Here is a 14,539-nt window from a genome sequence, read left to right on the forward strand (position 1 = left end):
TTGTGAAGTGCACTACATAGTTACCGCCTGACGTCCTTACGGATCATCCACAGTGGTTTGCGCAATTAACTGCAAACCACTGAGGATGAACACGGATGAACATCTCCCGCAGCACATTTATGCTGCCCTTTATCGCCTGTCTGCCGCTCATGGCCAGCGCGGCGACACCCCCTGCGACGCAAGACTTCGTACTGGACAACGGCCTCAAGGTTGTCGTGCGCGAGGACCATCGCTCGCCCATTGTTACCGCCCAGATCTGGATCAAGGTCGGTGCAAGCTACGAGCCGCCCGGCCAGTCGGGCCTGTCCCACGCCCTCGAGCATATGGTCTACAAAGGCAGCAGCAAGGCCTGCGCCGGAGAGTTCATGGCGATACTGGATAAACTTGGCGCCCGTCATAACGCATCCACCGGCACTGACTTCACGGTCTTTTACCAGACCCTGCCTTCCGGCCGCACTGGCGTTGCTTTCGAAATTCTGGCGGACCTGATGAGTACGGCCAAGCTGGATGCACAGGACTTCACACCGGAGCTCAAGGTCATTCAGGAGGAGCGTCGGATGTACGTTGATGATGAAATCACCGCATCGGCTCATGAACGACTGAACAGCATCGCCCACCCGGCCAGCGGCTATCGCACCCCGACGATTGGCTGGATGCACGATCTGCAACGCATGAACGCCGCACAATTGCAGCAGTGGTATCAGGCCTGGTATTCGCCAGACAATGCGACGCTGGTGGTCGTTGGCGATGTTGCACCTGAGCGGATCAAGGCCCTGGCACAGCAGCACTTCGGCCACCTTGAGCGACGTGCGACACCCGTGGCGCCTGCACCCGTCGAATTGGCTTCTGCCGGTGAACGGTCACTGACCCTGCACGCGCCGGTAGCGTCCCCCCGCCTGATCATGAGCTTCAACGCGCCCAGCCTGGCCACGGCACTGGATCGTCGGACCGCCCATGCTTTGCGCCTGCTTAATATGTTACTGGCCGGATCCAGTAGCGCGCGGATCAAACAGCAACTGCAACTGAGCGAGGCGATATTCACTGAGGCTTACTCAAAGTATGACGCCTTCAATCGCGGCGATTCGTTGCTGACCATCACCACACAACTCAACCCGGACAAGCTCAATGACGCTGACGAAGCCCTCGCCCGTCTGTGGAAAGTCATCGATGAATTAAAAGACAAGGCACCGGAAGCAGCAGAACTGGAGCGCGCGAAAAACCTTGTGATCGCTAACACGGTTTATGCGCAGGACGATCTGGAAGGGCAGGCCAACACCTTGGGTCTGCTGGAAACCATCGGCCTGGACTGGCGGCTGGCCGATCAGGATACGGATGAGCTGAACAAGGTCACGCCCCTGGATATTCAACAGGCCGCCAAGACCTATCTGACGCGCGAGCGTCTGAGCACCGCGAAAATCTTGCCGGAGAAAAACAATGGATAAGCGCAAAGGCCTCATCAATGGATTGATCCTGGCCGGCATGCTGTTGAGTGCACAGGCCACTGCCACTGCAACCACGGCGCCCCAGAAGCCAGCGCTGCAATCGCTCAATGAACCACAGACTCCGGCGACCCACCGCACACTGCCGATCAAGGGTTACAAAACCCTCAGTGGAACGAAGATCCTGTTCATCCGCACCCCCGGCCTGCCGATGTTCGATGCCCTGGTGAGCTTTGCCGCCGGCAGCGCCCACACTCCGCATCAACCCGGCCTGGCTGCGGTCACCTATAGCCTTTTGAATGACGGTGTGGCTGGCAAGGACGCCAATGCCATACGGGCGACGTTCGATAATCTGGGGGCAAAGATGGATATGGGTATCAGCCAGGACCGGACCTGGTTTTCCCTGCGTAGCCTGAGTGACGAATCACGGCGCACTCCAGCCCTGGAACTGTTTGCCCAGGTACTCGGCAAGCCGCTGTTGCCGGAAGAGTCCCTACCTGCGGTGAAATCACAATTGCAATACTTTCTGGACCGTGAAGATCAGTCCCATACCGTTCAAGCCCAAGAAGCCAATTTCGGCCAGTTGTTTCCCGACCACGGTTATGCTCAGTCCTTCCACGGAACCCGGGCCGGGCTTGCCTCCATCACCCGCACCCAGGCGCAAGACTTTCATCGCGAGGCTTATGCCGCGGGCAATGCCCAGATCACACTGGTCGGCGACCTCACCGAGGAAGAGGCCCAGCGCATCGGTGCGCAGATATCCGCGGCCTTGCCCCTGGGGCCGGCCACTGCCGCGATCAAGCCAGTGACAAGTCCAGCCGCCCCGAATCTACTGCGTGTAGAGCGACCATCAACCCAGGCTTACCTGCACCTTGCCCAGCCAAGTGTCCTGCGAAGCAGTCCGGACTATGTCGCGCTTCACATGGCCAAGTGGATTTTCAACAACCGACTGATGAATGAACTTCGTGAACGCCGAGGCCTGACCTACGACGTTGAAGCGAACCTTTCAGTTCTTCAGGCACAAGGGTTGCTGACCATTGAATTGCAGACTCGACCAGAGCAGGCCGATGCCGTGCTGTCCCATATCAAGACAATGTTCAGCGACTTTCTCGCCCAAGGGCCGACCCAACAGGAACTCGACGACATCCAACAGAAGCTGGCCGGTAGCGCGCCGTTGAACAGCGCTACCAATATGCAGATTCTGAGACGGTTGTACGCCATCAGCGTACACAATCTGCCGCTGGACCTCGATTTTTCCACGCAAGCGGCCTTGAAGCTGAACCTTGCATCAATCAAAAACGCACTCAGCCGGCATTACCACGCCGACCAATGGCGCGTTGTCATCCTGGGGCCTAAGACAGCTCAACAACCGCTGCCAGCTCCGAGTGAAAGCGCAACCAATGCCATGTGTCGCGTACCTGGCGAGATTGTGGCAAGTTAGACAGCCATGATGACGCGGTCGCGGCGCTGTCCCGCCGCGTCTTCGGGCAGACTCATGAACGCTTCCACCGAGAATGACTGTGCAACCGCACCCCGCACTGGCCTCACCGCCGTCCTTCACCCCAGCCTTCGGCATCGGCAATCCGCACTTGCAAACCTTGTGGGGGCCGCTGTGGCGTAAAACCGTGCACATCGGCCGCGAACGCGAACGTCTTTGGCTTGAAGACGGCGACTTTCTCGACCTCGACTGGCATGGCCCGCACAGCGTCGACGCACCCTTGGTGCTGGTGTTGCACGGGCTCACCGGCTCGTCGAATTCGCCTTACGTGGCCGGAATGCAAAAAGCCCTGGGCGACCGAGGCTGGGCCAGCGTCGCGCTGAACTGGCGCGGTTGTTCGGGCGAGCCCAACCTGTTGCCGCGCAGCTACCATTCCGGCGCCAGCGAAGACCTGGCCGAAACCATCAGGCACTTGCGGGCCAAACGGCCTCTCGCGCCACTGTATGCGGTGGGTTACTCCCTGGGCGGTAATGTCCTGCTCAAGCATTTGGGCGAAACCGGCAGCGACAGTGACTTGACGGGCGCCGTGGCGGTGTCGGTGCCGTTCCGCCTGGACCAGTGCGCCGACCGCATCGGCCAGGGCTTTTCCAAGGTTTACCAGGCGCATTTCATGCGAGAGATGGTCGCCTACATCAAGAACAAACAGCGACAGTTCCAGCATGACGGACGCGAGGAGGGTCTGGCAGCCCTGGCGGCCCTCGGATCTCTGGAAAACATGCGCACGTTCTGGGATTTCGACGGTCGTGTCACCGCGCCACTGCACGGTTTCGCCGATGCCGAGGATTACTATCGCCGCGCCTCCAGCCGCTATTTTCTTGGCGAAATTCGTACGCCGACCTTGATGATTCAGGCCGCCGACGACCCCTTCGTGTTTCCCCACAGCCTGCCGCACGTCGATGAATTGTCCGCTTGCACGCAATTCGAACTGCAAGCCAGGGGCGGGCATGTCGGCTTCGTCGACGGTACGCTCAGGCAACCGGGTTACTACCTGGAGCGGCGCATCCCCGAGTGGCTGGCCGCCATAGGGTGCGCTTGAATCATGGACGCAGACCAAGGCGAGTCAATCCACTTCTGGCAAACCCCGCCGCTGGCCGGGGTCGAGTTGTTGTCCGCCCGCTACATCGATCATCGTTTCGCCCCCCATGTGCATGACGGCTATGTGATCGGCATGATCATGGCCGGCGCCCAGCGCTATCGTTATCGCGGTGCCGAACACCTGGCGGGCAGCGGCACGCTGGTGCTGATCAACCCCGATGAACTGCACACCGGCCACAAAGGCACCGAGGATGGCTGGCTGTACCGGGCGTTTTATCCGGACAGCGGGCAGATAACCTCGCTGCTGGCCGAACTCGAACTGCCGACCCACCACTTGCCGGCCTTCGGGGCCACGCTGTATCGCGATCAGGATCTGGTAAACGGCTTCTGCCAACTTCACCGTTTGCTGGAAAGCCCCGCCACCGCATTGCAGCAACAAACGGTCTGGCGCGAACTGGTGTTGTCACTGTTGCAGCGTCATGCGGCGGTGCCCGATGCCGGTCAACCTGGCAAGGAACACCGGGCCGTGAGCCTGGCCAAGGAATTGCTGCAGGCGCAACTGGCTGCACCGCCCTCACTGGAGGCGCTGGCGGCGGCGGTCAATCTCTCGCCATTCCATTTCGCCCGGGTATTTCGCCGGGCCACCGGCATGCCGCCGCATACCTGGCTGATGCAACAGCGCATCGCCCGGGCGCGGGCGTTGCTGCAAAGTGGTTGTCTGCCGCTGGAAGTCGCGATGCAACTGGGGTTTGCCGACCAGAGCCATCTGAGCCGGCAGTTCAAGCAGGTGTATGGGGTTGGACCGGGGGCGTATCGCAGTGCGCGGCTTTAGACACAAAAAGATCGCAGCCTTCGGCAGCTCCTACATGGCATGAGTTCATCTGTAGGAGCTGCCGAAGGCTGCGATCTTTTGATCTTTCTTTTGTCTCATTCGCCGGTGGCAATGCCCCGCGCAGGCTCGTTGATCCACTCGCTCCACGACCCGGCATACAACGAACCCAGTGGATAACCGGCCAGACACAACGCAAACAGGTTGTGGCACGCCGTCACGCCGGAACCGCAATACGCCACCAGATCATCCGGCGAACGATCGCCCAGTTTCGCGGCGAAACGCTGCTTGAGCTGATCGGCCGGTAGAAAACGTCCGTCGCTGCCCAGGTTGTCGGTAAACGCCGCACATTGGGCGCCGGGAATGTGCCCGGCAATCGGATCGATCGGTTCCACTTCACCCTTGAAACGCGGCAGTGCGCGAGCATCGAGCAGGGTCAGTTCCGGCCGCGCAAGGCGCTTTTGCAGCTGCTCGGCACTGATCAGCAACGCCGTGTCAGGGCTGCCGGTGAAGGAACCACGGGTAATCACCGGCGCATCCAGGCTCAGCGGTAAACCGGCCGCGTGCCAGGCCTTGAGACCGCCATCGAGAATGAATATACCGTCGCGCTTGCCCAACCACGCCAGCAACCACCAGGCCCGCGCCGCATAGGCACCCGGGCCGTCGTCATACAGAACCACTTCGCTATCGGCGTTGATGCCCCAGGCTTGCAGGCGCTCGATCAGTTGCGCCGGCTCGGGTAACGGATGACGCCCGGTCACGCCCTTGACCACGGCGCCACTCAAATCACGCTCGAGATCGGCATAGCTCGAACCGGCGACGTGCCCTTCGGCATAGCTGCGTTGACCGTAATCCGGGTCTTCGAGGGCAAAACGACAATCCAGAATCACCAGCCCCGGCTGGTCCTTTTTCAGGTCCAGTGCTTGCGGGCTGATCAGTTGCGCAATGGGCATAGCGGGCTCCTGTGATTAACTCGGCCTTGATCCTACTGTACTTCTTCCAGTGCCTGGGCCAAGGGCACGTAAAACTCTTCGAACAAGGCACTGACCGCATCGCGAGCCTCATCCGTGACGAACCCGGCCTCCAGCACCAGCACCTGATACACCCCGCGTTTAATGGCCTGCTCGCTCAAGTGGCTGGAGTTCTCCCGCGTGGTGCACAGGAAACGCACCCAGGACGTGAGGATGATCCAGGCATTGAGGGTCAGGGACTCGATCTGCACCTTGTCCATCTTCAGGATGCCGGCGGCGACGAAACCTTCGTAGATCGCCGAACCCTGGATCAGGCAGCGCTGGGAGAAGCGTCGATAGCGGTCGGCCAGGTCCGGATCGCTGTCGAGCAAATGTTCGAGATCACGATGCAGGAAGCGGTAGCGCCACATCGCCGACAGCAGCTCCTTGAGGTAGAAGCGTTTGTCTTCCACCGTGGCGGCACGGCCCTGGGGCGGGCGCAGGAAGCTGTCCACCAGGCTTTCGTACTCGCTGAACAGCACGGCGATGATCGCCTGCTTGTTCGGGAAGTGGTAGTACAGGTTGCCCGGGGAAATTTCCATGTGGGCAGCAATGTGGTTGGTGCTGATGCTGCGCTCGCCCTGCTGGTTGAACAGCTCCAGGCTGTTCTGCACGATGCGCTCGCTGGTTTTGATCCGTGGGGCCATGGCTTGAGCTTTAATTCAGAGTGCGTTGACGGGCATCTTAGATCTATCCGCGAGCGGATAAAACAAAGCTGTTCCAGGATGTCATTTGACTTTTTAGAGTATAGGCTCTAAAAAGTGCTTCATTACAATAAATCCGGAGCCGACCATGACTGCTGAAATTTCCTACCTGCAGAACCTACAGCAGCCGCTGGAAGAGCTTCAGGCCCTGTTCGACGCCCAGCGTGCCGCCTACGCCGCCAACCCGATGCCACCCGCCGCGCAGCGCCAGCAATGGCTCAAGGCGCTAAAGGATTTGTTGAACAACGAACGCCAGGCCCTGATCGATGCGATCAGCCAGGACTTCAGCCATCGCAGCGCCGATGAAACCCTGCTCGCCGAACTGATGCCCAGCCTGCACGGCATCCATTACGCCAGCAAACACCTCAAGGGCTGGATGCGGGCCTCGCGACGCAAGGTGGGCGCAGCCTTTCGGCCCGCCTCGGCCAAAGTCGTTTACCAACCGCTGGGCGTGGTCGGGGTCATCGTGCCGTGGAACTATCCGCTGTACCTGGCCATCGGTCCGTTGGTCGGCGCGCTGTCGGCGGGCAATCGGGTGATGCTCAAGCTCAGTGAGTCGACCCCCGCGACCGGCCTGCTGATGAAACAGCTGCTGGCGCGAATCTTCCCCGAAGACCTGGTTTGCGTGGTCCTGGGCGAGGCGGATATGGGCGTGGCATTTTCACGCCTGCCGTTCGATCACCTGCTGTTCACCGGCGCCACCAGCATCGGCAAACACGTGATGCGCGCCGCCGCGGAAAACCTGACCCCGGTGACCCTGGAACTGGGCGGCAAGTCCCCGGCCATTGTTTCTCACGACGTGCCGCTCAAGGACGCCGCCGAGCGCATCGCCTTCGGCAAAACCCTGAACGCCGGCCAGACCTGCGTGGCCCCGGACTACGTGCTGGTGCCGGAGGATCGCGTCGGAGGGTTCATCGAAGCCTATCGCACAGCCGTCCGTGGGTTTTATCCGACGCTGGCCGACAACCCGGACTACACCGCGATCATCAATGAGCGACAACTGGCGCGTCTCAACGGTTACGTCAGCGACGCCACCAGCAAGGGTGCGCTGCTGATGCCGCTGTTCGACCAAGGCCAGGGCCGCCGCATGGGCCATAGCCTGCTGCTCAACGTCACGGACGAGATGACGGTGATGCAGGATGAAATCTTCGGGCCGCTGCTGCCGATCGTGCCGTACAAGGATCTGGACCAGGCATTTGCCTACATCAACCAGCGCCCTCGCCCACTGGCGCTGTATTACTTCGGCTATGACAAGCGCGAACAACAGCGCGTGCTGCACGAAACCCATTCCGGCGGCGTATGCCTGAACGACACCCTGCTGCACGTCGCCCAGGATGACATGCCGTTCGGCGGCATCGGCGCCTCGGGCATGGGTCATTACCATGGCCATGAAGGCTTCCTGACCTTCAGCAAGGCCAAGGGCGTGTTGATCAAACAACGGTTCAACGCCGCGAAGTTGATCTATCCGCCCTACGGCAAATCGATTCAGAAGCTGATCCAGAAGCTGTTCATCCGCTAACGATCATCACCGTCGGGTAATAACAATAATGAACCCCAGCCTGTCCGATTCACCCGCGCTGTCACGGCGCGGGCTGCTTAAATTCAGCCTCGGCGCCACAGCTTTCCTCGCCACCGCCGGGCTCGGCGCCAGCCTCAGCGGTTGCTCGTCGAGCGTGCCGGCCAATGGTTTCGTCACGTTACGCAGCGGCGACTTGCTGTTTTTGCGGGCGTTGATCCCGGTCATGCTCGAGGGTGCCGTGACCGCCGAACGGATGCCCGAGGCTGTCGAGGGCACATTGAAAAGCCTGGATTACAACCTCGCCCACCTGTCGCCGGAAATGCTCAAGCTGACCCAACGACTGTTCGATGTGCTGGGCATGGCCGTAACCCGCGGACCGCTGACCGGGATCTGGGGCAGCTGGGAAAACGCCAGTGCAAACGACATCCGAGCCTTTCTCGATCGCTGGGAAAACAGCTCGTTGAGCCTGTTGCGCATGGGCCACAGTTCCTTGCTGCAACTGGTGATGATGGCCTGGTACGGCCGCAAGGAATCGTGGGCGCATTGCGGGTATCCCGGGCCACCTACGGTCTGAGACCGAGTCGACCCCATCGCGAGCAAGCTCGCTCCCACAGGGGATTTGTGAACGATGCAGAACCCGTGTGGGAGCGAGCTTGCTCGCGATAGCGGCAGCCGCTTCACCGCCTACTCCAACAATAAAAAGAGAACCCGAAGATGCCCGTACCCGATCCGTTCCGCGAAGGCATGGCCCGAGGCTGGAAAACCTACAACGGCTCGCAACTGACCCAGGACATGACACTCGAAGCGGACGTGGCGATCATCGGCAGCGGTGCCGGCGGCGGCACCACCGCCGAAATCCTCAGCGCGGCCGGCTACAAGGTGCTGCTGATCGAAGAAGGCCCGCTCAAGACCAGCAGCGACTTCAAGATGCTCGAAGACCAGGCCTACGCTAACCTTTACCAGGAAGGCATCGGCCGCATGAGCAAGGACGGCGCGATCACCATCCTCCAGGGCCGGGCGGTGGGCGGCACCACGCTGATCAACTGGACCTCCAGTTTCCGCACTCCGGAGCCGACCCTGGAACACTGGGCCAAAGAGCACAACGTCAAGGGCCACAGCCCGGCGGAAATGGCGCCGTGGTTCGAGAAAATGGAGCAACGCCTGGGCGTCGCGCCGTGGATGGTGCCACCCAACGCCAACAACGATGTGATCCGCAAGGGCTGCGAAGCACTGAATTACTCATGGCACGTCATCCCGCGCAACGTTCGAGGCTGCTGGAACCTCGGATACTGCGGCATGGGCTGCCCGACCAACGCCAAGCAATCGATGATGGTCACCACAATTCCAGCGACCCTGGAAAAAGGCGGCGAGCTGCTTTACCTGGCCCGCGCCGAAAAACTTAACATCAGCGGCGACAAGGTCACCGGCCTGCAATGTTCGGCGATGGATGAACGCTGCGTCGCACCGACCGGGCGCACCATCACGGTCAAGGCGCGGCATTTCGTACTGGCCGGTGGCGGCATCAACAGCCCGGCCTTGCTGATGCGCTCCGGGGCACCTGACCCGCACAAGCGTCTGGGGAAACGTACGTTCCTGCACCCGGTAAACATGTCCGCCGCGTTGTTCGACGAAGTGGTCAACCCCTTCTACGGCGCGCCGCAGTCGATCTATTCCGACCATTTCCAATGGCAGGACGGCACCACGGGCAAGATGTCCTACAAACTGGAAGTCCCGCCCCTGCACCCGGCGCTGGCAACCACATTGCTCGGTGGTTTCGGTCAGGAAAACTCGCAGCACATGGCCAATCTGGCCCATACCCACGCCATGCTGGCGTTGCTGCGGGACGGTTTTCACCCGGACAGCCCTGGTGGCAGCGTCGAATTGCGCAGCGATGACACGCCGGTGCTGGACTACCAGCTATCACCGTACGCTTGGGATGGATTGCGCCGGGCGTTCCATACCATGGCCGAGATCCAGTTTGCCGGTGGCGCCAAGGCCGTGATGCCGATGCACGCCGACGCCCGCTACGTGAAGACCCTCGCCGAAGCGCGCACGTTGATCGACGGCCTGAGCCTGGAGTTGTATCGCACACGCCTGGGCAGTGCCCATGTGATGGGCGGTTGCGCCATGGGTGAAGACCCGACAATCGCAGTGACCGACAGCCTCGGCCGGCATCATCAACTGGGCAATCTGTCGATTCACGACGGCTCGCTGTTCCCCACCAGCATTGGTGCCAACCCGCAGCTGTCGGTCTACGGACTGACGGCGCAACTGGCGACATCCCTGGCCGAACGTTTAAAAAACTCATGAAAATGACGATTATTCCCATCGTCTATAGTGCTTTCTTACCCAACAGGCGACTTGGCCGACCGGGAAGGCTGCGATACCATCCGACTCCCCAACGGATTCCCGCCAGGACGACGCGATGAACCGAGTGTTGTACCCAGGTACCTTCGACCCTATTACCAAGGGCCATGGCGATCTGGTCGAACGCGCCTCGCGCCTGTTCGACCACGTGATCATTGCCGTTGCCGCGAGCCCCAAGAAAAACCCGCTGTTTCCTCTGGAACAACGGGTAGAACTGGCGCGCGAGGTCACTAAACATCTGCCGAACGTTGAAGTCGTCGGCTTCTCGACGCTGCTGGCGCACTTCGCCAAAGAGAAGAACGCTAACGTGTTCCTGCGTGGATTGCGCGCGGTGTCGGACTTCGAATACGAGTTCCAGCTGGCCAACATGAACCGCCAGCTGGCGCCGGATGTGGAAAGCCTGTTCCTCACCCCGTCCGAGCGTTATTCGTTCATTTCCTCGACGCTGGTCCGTGAAATCGCAGCCCTGGGCGGCGATATCACCAAGTTCGTGCACCCTGTGGTGGCGGACGCACTGACCGAACGTTTCAAGAAGTAGGACCTGCCGCAGGCTGCGATCTTTTCAGCTTTCGCAGCCTGCACCTCTCTGCACTTGATCGCGCCCGCGTGCACTGCAGGCGCCAATGCGGCACAATTGTGTGCATTGGTTTATTGCGCCCGGGCTTGCCGCCCCGGCTGGAGTTAGCATGTCCCTGATCATCACCGACGATTGCATCAACTGCGACGTCTGCGAACCCGAGTGCCCGAACGCCGCCATTTCCCAAGGCGAAGAGATCTACGTGATCGACCCGAACCTGTGCACCCAGTGTGTCGGCCACTACGACGAACCGCAGTGCCAGCAGGTCTGCCCGGTGGATTGCATTCCACTGGACGAAGCTCATCCCGAGACTGAAGAACAGTTGATGGAGAAGTACCGGAAGATTACCGGCAAGGTTTGATTAGCTTAAAAGATCGCAGCCTTCGGCAGCTCCTACGGGTGTACGCAAAAACCCTGTAGGAGCTGCCGAAGGCTGCGATCTTTTGATCTTGCTTGACGTATCAGCTCTGACAACGCGGGCAAAAAACGCTGGCGCGCTGCCCGAGCTTCACTTCCCGCAGCCCCGTGCCACAAACCTTGCAGTGTTCACCGCCACGGCCGTACACGAACAGTTCCTGCTGGAAATAACCAGGCTGACCGTCACCACCGATAAAGTCCCGCAGCGTGGTACCGCCGCGCTCGATGGCGGCCGCCAGGATGCGCTTGATCTCGATGGCCAGCTTCAAGTAACGCGCCCGGGAAATGCTCTTGGCTTCGCGGCGCGGGTCGATCCCGGCGGCGAACAACGCTTCGGTCGCATAAATATTGCCGACGCCCACCACCACCGCGTTATCCATGATGAACGGCTTGACTGCCATCGACCGGCCACGGGACTGCTGGAACAGACGCTCGCCGTCGAACAGGTCGGTCAACGGCTCAGGCCCCAGGCGGATCAGCAACTCGTGATTGAGCGGATCGAGACTCCAGAGCATTGCGCCGAAACGCCGCGGGTCGGTGTAACGCAGGGCCAGGCCCGACTCCAGCTCGATGTCCACATGCTCATGCTTGGCCGCCGGCAGCCCGGCCTCCACCAGCCGCAAATTGCCTGACATGCCCAAATGGCTGATCAAGGTGCCGACTTCGGCATTGATCAGCAGGTACTTGGCGCGCCGCTCCACCAGTACGATGCGCTGCCCGGACAACCGCACATCGAGGTCTTCGGGAATAGGCCAGCGCAAGCGACGCTCACGCACGATCACCCGGCTGACCCGCTGGCCTTCCAGGTACGGCGCGATGCCGCGACGGGTGGTTTCGACTTCTGGCAATTCAGGCATGGTGCTCTCGGATCAGGCGCATGGCCTGGAAGGTTCCGACACTCAGCGATGAGTGCCGAGGTCACGGATCGTCTGCTTGAGGGTCTCGAAGTCGTAGTCCGAGAGGCCGACATAATCGAGCACCAGCGGTGCGATGCTGTTCCACTCGTGATCTTCGGCCTGATTGCCCAGCACCCGGTACGATGCGCAAATGTGCTCGGCCATCTTCAGGATCGCCAACAGATTCTTCAACGAACTGTTGCGCGAAGATTCATCGCTGAATATCGCCAGGGCATTGTGGTGATTGGCGATCGCAGCGCTCACGTGTTCCGGCAGGCGCCAGGACTTGGCCGTGTAATACCCGACCACCGAGTGATTGGTATTGAACACCTGATTCTCCGTGTCCACCACCCGGCATTCGGCGCTGGCGTTGGCATAGGCCTGCTCCAGAACGCCCATGTAGTCGGGGAAACGCTGGAGCATCAAGGGCACGCCGCAGTCGTGGAACAGGCCCAGGGCATAGGCTTCATCGCCATTTTCAACGCCGATGCGCTTGGCCAGGGTCAGGCAGGTCATGGCCACGTCCTGTGCGGTGTCCCAGAAACGGTTCAGGGTGACAATGGTGTCGTCATTCATCTCGCCCCTGATCGACTGCGCATTGATCAGGTTGATGATCGAGCGGCTACCCAGCAGATTCACCGCGCGCTGGATCGAAGCAATCTTGTTGCTCAGCCCGTAATACGGCGAATTGACGATTTTCAGCAGGGAACCGGAAAGTCCCGGATCCTGGGAGATCAGCTTGGCGATGACTTCCAGATCCGGGTCGGGCATGTACTGCTCCATCTGCAAATCCACCATGATTTGCGGCTGGGCCGGTACGCTGATGCCCTGCAGGGCTTGTTGGATCTGTTCGGAAGTCAGCTCTTGGGACATTTGTGCACACTCTGGGTCAGACGATGATTCTAACCTTTATGAAGTTGGATCCGACATACCAAATCGCAAGACAACCCTCGCCACATGTCCACTTGCAGGCCAATCCGGGGTCTCAACACGCTATACTCCCGCTCTTTTTTCCGGAGCGACGACATGTCCCTGCCTAGCCTGCGCCTCAAAGCCAACGCCGACCGTCGTCTGCGCAACGGTCACTTGTGGGTCTACAGCAACGAAATCGATGTAGCCGCAACACCTTTGCACGGTTTCAAGGCCGGCGACCAGGCGATCCTCGAAGCCGCCGGCGGCAAGCCGCTGGGCATCGTTGCCATGAGCCCGAACAACCTGATCTGCGCCCGTGTGCTGTCGCGCGACATCAAGCTGCCGCTGGACAAGTCGCTGCTGGTACACCGCCTGAACGTGGCCCTGTCCCTGCGCGATCGCCTGTTCGACAAGCCGTTCTATCGCCTGGTCTACGGCGACTCCGACCTGCTGCCAGGCCTGGTGGTTGACCGTTTCGGCGACATCCTGGTGGTCCAGATTGCCTCGGCGACCATGGAAGCCCACAAGGACGACGTGATTGCAGCGCTGACCCAAGTGCTCAAGCCAAGCGGCATCCTGTTCAAGAACGACTCCGCGGCCCGTGACGCCGAAGGCCTCACCCGCTACGTCGAAACCGTATTCGGCCTGGTACCGGAGTGGGTTGCTCTCGAAGAGAACGGCGTGAAGTTCGAAGCACCGGTCATCCAGGGTCAGAAAACCGGCTGGTTCTACGACCACCGCATGAACCGCGCACGCCTGGCACCGTACGCCAAAGGCAAACGCGTGCTCGACCTGTACAGCTACATCGGCGGCTGGGGCGTGCAGGCTGCCGCGTTCGGCGCCAGTGAAGTGTTCTGCGTCGACGCGTCAGCTTTCGCCCTCGACGGCGTTGAGCGCAACGCCGCGCTGAACGGCTTCGCCGAGAAAATGACCTGCATCGAAGGCGACGTCTTCGAAGCCCTCAAAGAGCTGAAAGCCAGCGAAGAACGTTTCGACGTGATCGTGGCCGACCCGCCGGCGTTCATCAAACGCAAGAAAGACATGAAGAACGGCGAAGGCGCCTACCGCCGCCTGAACGAGCAAGCCATGCGCCTGCTCACCAAGGACGGCATCCTGGTCAGCGCATCGTGCTCGATGCACCTGCCGGAAGACGACCTGCAGAACATCCTGCTGACCAGCGCCCGCCACCTGGACCGCAATATCCAGATCTTGGAACGTGGCGGTCAGGGTCCGGATCATCCGGTGCATCCGGCGATTGCCGAAACGCGGTATATCAAGAGCATTACTTGCCGGTTGTTGCCGAATAGCTGATTGCACCATTTTATCGGGGGGCGAC

14 protein-coding genes are annotated in these 14,539 nt (G+C 60.6%); 10 read left to right on the forward strand and 4 right to left on the reverse strand.

Going from position 1 to position 14,539, the window contains the following annotated elements; genetic code table 11:
• The first annotated feature begins 95 nt into the window (after positions 1–95).
• From AC3IP0_RS26795 to AC3IP0_RS26810, 4 genes are all read left to right on the forward strand, one after another.
• Positions 96–1,442, forward strand: coding sequence for a M16 family metallopeptidase (locus AC3IP0_RS26795; protein WP_489326274.1), 1,347 nt, complete (start codon positions 96–98; stop codon positions 1,440–1,442).
• Entirely contained in the window at positions 1,435–2,880 is a 1,446-nt protein-coding gene (locus AC3IP0_RS26800) for a M16 family metallopeptidase (RefSeq protein ID WP_489326276.1), read from the forward strand. Before AC3IP0_RS26795 ends, AC3IP0_RS26800 begins: the two co-directional genes overlap by 8 nt.
• Before the next feature lie 73 nt (positions 2,881–2,953).
• The gene (locus AC3IP0_RS26805; protein ID WP_489326277.1) at positions 2,954–3,973 is read left to right on the forward strand and encodes a hydrolase; all 1,020 of its coding nucleotides are present in this window, start codon (positions 2,954–2,956) and stop codon (positions 3,971–3,973) included.
• Positions 3,974–3,976: 3 nt separating this feature from the next.
• Positions 3,977–4,804: an AraC family transcriptional regulator gene (locus AC3IP0_RS26810; protein ID WP_489317564.1), complete on the forward strand. Its 828-nt coding sequence runs from the start codon at positions 3,977–3,979 to the stop codon at positions 4,802–4,804.
• A 95-nt stretch (positions 4,805–4,899) separates the two neighbouring features.
• Here AC3IP0_RS26810 and AC3IP0_RS26815 read toward each other — a convergent pair whose 3' ends face one another.
• Both AC3IP0_RS26815 and AC3IP0_RS26820 read right to left on the reverse strand, forming a co-directional pair.
• Positions 4,900–5,754: a sulfurtransferase gene (locus AC3IP0_RS26815; RefSeq protein ID WP_489326279.1), complete on the reverse strand. Its 855-nt coding sequence runs from the start codon at positions 5,752–5,754 to the stop codon at positions 4,900–4,902.
• Positions 5,755–5,786: 32 nt separating this feature from the next.
• Entirely contained in the window at positions 5,787–6,458 is a 672-nt protein-coding gene (locus AC3IP0_RS26820; RefSeq protein ID WP_008048320.1) for a TetR/AcrR family transcriptional regulator, read from the reverse strand.
• Between the two features lie 145 nt (positions 6,459–6,603).
• On the opposite strand from AC3IP0_RS26820, the gene AC3IP0_RS26825 reads away from it, so the two are divergent.
• The 5 genes from AC3IP0_RS26825 (at position 6,604) to AC3IP0_RS26845 (ending at position 11,339) form a co-directional block, all read left to right on the forward strand.
• Positions 6,604–8,034, forward strand: a complete 1,431-nt coding sequence (locus AC3IP0_RS26825) for a coniferyl aldehyde dehydrogenase (RefSeq protein WP_489317566.1) — start codon at positions 6,604–6,606, stop codon at positions 8,032–8,034.
• Between the two features lie 28 nt (positions 8,035–8,062).
• On the forward strand, positions 8,063–8,608 hold the full coding sequence (locus AC3IP0_RS26830) for a twin-arginine translocation pathway signal protein (RefSeq protein ID WP_489317567.1): 546 nt from the start codon (positions 8,063–8,065) through the stop codon (positions 8,606–8,608).
• Between the two features lie 140 nt (positions 8,609–8,748).
• Positions 8,749–10,344, forward strand: a complete 1,596-nt coding sequence (locus AC3IP0_RS26835; RefSeq protein ID WP_489317568.1) for a GMC family oxidoreductase — start codon at positions 8,749–8,751, stop codon at positions 10,342–10,344.
• 115 nt (positions 10,345–10,459) lie between these two features.
• Positions 10,460–10,939, forward strand: a complete 480-nt coding sequence (gene coaD, locus AC3IP0_RS26840) for a pantetheine-phosphate adenylyltransferase (RefSeq protein ID WP_046039203.1) — start codon at positions 10,460–10,462, stop codon at positions 10,937–10,939.
• 148 nt (positions 10,940–11,087) lie between these two features.
• Positions 11,088–11,339 carry a YfhL family 4Fe-4S dicluster ferredoxin gene (locus AC3IP0_RS26845; RefSeq protein WP_095057374.1) on the forward strand — a complete coding sequence of 84 codons (252 nt, stop codon included), beginning with the start codon at positions 11,088–11,090 and terminating at the stop codon, positions 11,337–11,339.
• A 100-nt stretch (positions 11,340–11,439) separates the two neighbouring features.
• Here AC3IP0_RS26845 and mutM read toward each other — a convergent pair whose 3' ends face one another.
• Complete coding sequence (gene mutM, locus AC3IP0_RS26850) at positions 11,440–12,252, reverse strand: bifunctional DNA-formamidopyrimidine glycosylase/DNA-(apurinic or apyrimidinic site) lyase (protein WP_007995486.1); 813 nt, start codon at positions 12,250–12,252, stop codon at positions 11,440–11,442.
• Between the two features lie 42 nt (positions 12,253–12,294).
• Positions 12,295–13,164, reverse strand: coding sequence for an HDOD domain-containing protein (locus AC3IP0_RS26855; protein ID WP_489317569.1), 870 nt, complete (start codon positions 13,162–13,164; stop codon positions 12,295–12,297).
• Positions 13,165–13,317: 153 nt separating this feature from the next.
• On the opposite strand from AC3IP0_RS26855, the gene AC3IP0_RS26860 reads away from it, so the two are divergent.
• Positions 13,318–14,514 (forward strand): class I SAM-dependent rRNA methyltransferase, encoded by a 1,197-nt coding sequence (locus tag AC3IP0_RS26860; protein ID WP_046039197.1) that lies wholly within the window; start codon positions 13,318–13,320, stop codon positions 14,512–14,514.
• Positions 14,515–14,539 lie beyond the last annotated feature (25 nt).

It is taken from the genome of Pseudomonas sp. GL_103 (assembly GCF_057835175.1).

Coding starts and splice junctions, on each gene's coding strand:
- AC3IP0_RS26845 (WP_095057374.1), top strand. CDS start 11,088: ATGTCCCTGATCATCACCGACGATTGCATCAACTGCGACGTCTGCGAA.
- AC3IP0_RS26805 (WP_489326277.1), top strand. CDS start 2,954: ATGACTGTGCAACCGCACCCCGCACTGGCCTCACCGCCGTCCTTCACC.
- AC3IP0_RS26825 (WP_489317566.1), top strand. CDS start 6,604: ATGACTGCTGAAATTTCCTACCTGCAGAACCTACAGCAGCCGCTGGAA.
- AC3IP0_RS26810 (WP_489317564.1), top strand. CDS start 3,977: ATGGACGCAGACCAAGGCGAGTCAATCCACTTCTGGCAAACCCCGCCG.
- AC3IP0_RS26830 (WP_489317567.1), top strand. CDS start 8,063: ATGAACCCCAGCCTGTCCGATTCACCCGCGCTGTCACGGCGCGGGCTG.
- coaD (WP_046039203.1), top strand. CDS start 10,460: ATGAACCGAGTGTTGTACCCAGGTACCTTCGACCCTATTACCAAGGGC.
- mutM (WP_007995486.1), bottom strand. CDS start 12,252: ATGCCTGAATTGCCAGAAGTCGAAACCACCCGTCGCGGCATCGCGCCG.
- AC3IP0_RS26820 (WP_008048320.1), bottom strand. CDS start 6,458: ATGGCCCCACGGATCAAAACCAGCGAGCGCATCGTGCAGAACAGCCTG.
- AC3IP0_RS26860 (WP_046039197.1), top strand. CDS start 13,318: ATGTCCCTGCCTAGCCTGCGCCTCAAAGCCAACGCCGACCGTCGTCTG.
- AC3IP0_RS26835 (WP_489317568.1), top strand. CDS start 8,749: ATGCCCGTACCCGATCCGTTCCGCGAAGGCATGGCCCGAGGCTGGAAA.
- AC3IP0_RS26795 (WP_489326274.1), top strand. CDS start 96: ATGAACATCTCCCGCAGCACATTTATGCTGCCCTTTATCGCCTGTCTG.
- AC3IP0_RS26800 (WP_489326276.1), top strand. CDS start 1,435: ATGGATAAGCGCAAAGGCCTCATCAATGGATTGATCCTGGCCGGCATG.
- AC3IP0_RS26815 (WP_489326279.1), bottom strand. CDS start 5,754: ATGCCCATTGCGCAACTGATCAGCCCGCAAGCACTGGACCTGAAAAAG.
- AC3IP0_RS26855 (WP_489317569.1), bottom strand. CDS start 13,164: ATGTCCCAAGAGCTGACTTCCGAACAGATCCAACAAGCCCTGCAGGGC.